Source organism: Streptomyces himastatinicus ATCC 53653 (assembly GCF_000158915.1).
Taxonomy (GTDB): Bacteria; Actinomycetota; Actinomycetes; order Streptomycetales; family Streptomycetaceae; genus Streptomyces; species Streptomyces himastatinicus.
In genome coordinates, this window is the sequence record NZ_GG657754.1 from 10,240,876 (window position 1) to 10,243,542 (window position 2,667).

Annotated in this window: 3 protein-coding genes; 2 read left to right on the forward strand and 1 reads right to left on the reverse strand. The window is 73.5% G+C overall.

Annotation, left to right across the window (positions count from 1 at the left end; all coding sequences use genetic code 11):
- The coding region (locus SSOG_RS43060) for an MFS transporter (RefSeq protein ID WP_039942722.1) at nt 1–1,000 on the reverse strand (1,000 nt) is incomplete at its 3' end.
- Between the two features lie 136 nt (nt 1,001–1,136).
- Between SSOG_RS43060 and SSOG_RS43065 the strand changes: the two genes are divergently transcribed.
- Complete coding sequence (locus tag SSOG_RS43065; protein ID WP_039940125.1) at nt 1,137–2,066, forward strand: LysR family transcriptional regulator; 930 nt, start codon at nt 1,137–1,139, stop codon at nt 2,064–2,066.
- 95 nt (nt 2,067–2,161) lie between these two features.
- Nucleotides 2,162–2,667: SUMF1/EgtB/PvdO family nonheme iron enzyme (locus SSOG_RS43070; RefSeq protein WP_039942724.1), on the forward strand; the 506-nt coding region annotated here is incomplete at its 3' end.

Here is a 2,667-nt window from a genome sequence, read left to right on the forward strand (position 1 = left end):
GCAGGGGAGCGAACAGACCGCAGCATGTCACCAGGCCGAACTGGACGGCGATGACCAGGACGATCCCGGGGACACCGGGGCCGACGAACGCCAGCCCCACGGGCCAGCACGCACGCAGCGCCCCGGTGATGAGGAGCATCCTGTGCTGCCCGAACCGCGCGGCGAGCGGGCGCGCCGCGCGGGCGCCGATGAGGCCGCCGACGCACGGGGCGGCGAAGGCCAGGCCGTACTGCCAGGGGGCGAATCCGAGGTCGCCCAGCAGGAGTACGGCCAGCAGCGGCTCGGAGGCCATGATCAGACCGTTGACCACGATCGCGTTGAAGAACAGCGGGCGCAGCCCGGGGTGGGTGAGGATGTGGCGCCACCCTTCGAGCAGATCGCCCGCGCGCAGCCGCCCGGTGCCGGTGCGCGCGGGGCGCGATTCCGTCCCGCCGATGGCGCGGATGCTTAAGCCCGAGAGCAGATAGCTGACCGCGTCCGCCACGATGGTCGTCACCGGGCCGAACATCCCGATCGCGGCCCCGCCGAGGGGCGGCCCGACCACCGTCGCGGTCCATGTCGTTGACTCGAACCGGCTGTTCGCGACGAGCAGGTCCTCCGGCGGCAGGAGCGTTTTCAGATACGCGCCACTGGCGGCGTTGAAGGCGATGTTCGCCGCGGCGACGGCGATGGACACGACGAGGAGTTGTGCGAAGGTGAGCCGGCCGAGCGCGAACGCGGCCGGGACGCTCATCATCGCCGCGAACCGGATCAGGTCCATCGCCACCATGACCGGCCGCTTGCGGCGGAACTCCACCCACGGCCCGAGCGGCACCGCGACCAGGGCCCCCACGGCGCGCCCCGCGGCGGCCAGCGCCGCCACCTCGGCCGGTCCGGAGTGCAGTACCAGGACCGCGATCAGGGGAAAGGCGCCGAAGCCGAACCCCGTTCCGTACGCGCTGACCGCGTACGCCGCCCACAGCCACCCGAACCGGCGCCCCAGCGCCCGTCTGCCCGCCATGCCCCATGCCCCCTCGCCGCCGACCCGCACCCACCACACGCTGACCGTCGGTATCCAAGCGGGGAGCGAGGGCCCGGATCAAACAACCGATCCGCCGCACGACACAACCAGCGGTTGTGCGGATATCCTGCCCGGCGTGGATCTCGACGCCGTGCGCACCTTCGTGACCGCCGCGGAGGCGGGGCGGTTCCAGGACGCCGCCACCGACCTGGCGGTCACCCAGCAGGCCGTCTCCAAACGCATCGCCACGCTGGAGAAGACCCTCGGGGTGCGGCTGTTCACCCGCACCGCGCGGGGAGCGAAGCTCACCATCGACGGACAGGCGTTCCTGCCCCACGCCCGCGAACTCCTCCAGGCCGAAGCGCGGGCGATCGCTTCCGTATGCCCCGGCCGCCGCGCGCTGCGCGTCGACGTGATCGGCCGACGGCTCGCCCCGGCCGGCGCGCTGCGCGACTTCCATCGCGCGCACCCCGAGGCCGGGCTGGACCTCGTGACCCTCGTGGACGTCGACACGGCCATCGACGCCCTCCGCTCCGGCACCATCGACGCGTCCTTCCGCGCCGTCACCATGCCCGGCCGGGAGCTGCCCGACGACATCGGCGCCACCCGGGCCTTCGACGAGCCCGTCCAATTCCTCACCGGACCGGCCCATGAACTCGCCACCGCCCGCGCGGTCATGCCCGCCGAACTCGCCGGACACCGGATCTGGATGCCCGGCCTCGTCCCCGGCACCGAGTCGACGGCCTACTACGACGACCTCGCCACCGCGTTCGGGCTGACCATCGAGATCACCGGCCCCGACTTCGGGACCGAGCCCCTGCTCGACACCGTCGCCGACTCCCGGTCCCTGGCCACCTTCGTTGGCGAACAGACCCGCCTGGTCTGGCCCGCCGAGCACGACCTGCGCCGCATTCCCCTGCGCGACCCGACACCGGTCTACCCGCACTCCCTGCTGTGGCACCGCGACAACCGCCACCCGGCGCTCGACGCCCTCCGCCGCCACTTCGGCTCCGGCCGGTTCGACCACTCCGCCGCCGGGACCTGGACACCCGCCTGGGTCCACTGAACGGCCCGGCGATCGCCGCGCAGGCCCCCGGCGTCTCCGGGCCCGGCGGGACGTACTCTCGAGCCCACGGAACAGCAGCCGCGGTCGGAGGAACGATGTCAGGCGCATGTTGCGCTCCCAGCTCAGGGGGCGGCGACCAGGAGAACTCCGAGCCGACCGCCGCGCCGGCGGTCCAGGCCCCGGAGCGGGACCGGGCGCAGGGGCTGCGCGCCATGCTGCGCATCCCCGGGGGGACGTACCTGATGGGAGGCGACGACGCCGACGCGTTCCCCGAGGACGGTGAGGGCCCGGTCCGGGAGGTGCGCATGTCGCCGTTCCGCATCGACGCCACCGCAGTCACCAACCGGCAGTTCGCGGCGTTCGTGCGCAGCAGCGGCTACCGGACCGACGCCGAGCGCTTCGGCTGGTCCTTCGTGTTCTACGCGCTCGTCCACCCCGGCGCCCGGCACCTGGTGCGCGACGGCACGGTGGCCCAGGCGCCCTGGTGGCTTTCGGTCGAGGGGGCGTGCTGGCGGGCGCCCCACGGGCCGGGGTCGTCCTGGACCGAGCTGTCGAACCACCCCGTCGTCCACGTCTCCTGGCGCGACGCCTCCGCCTACGC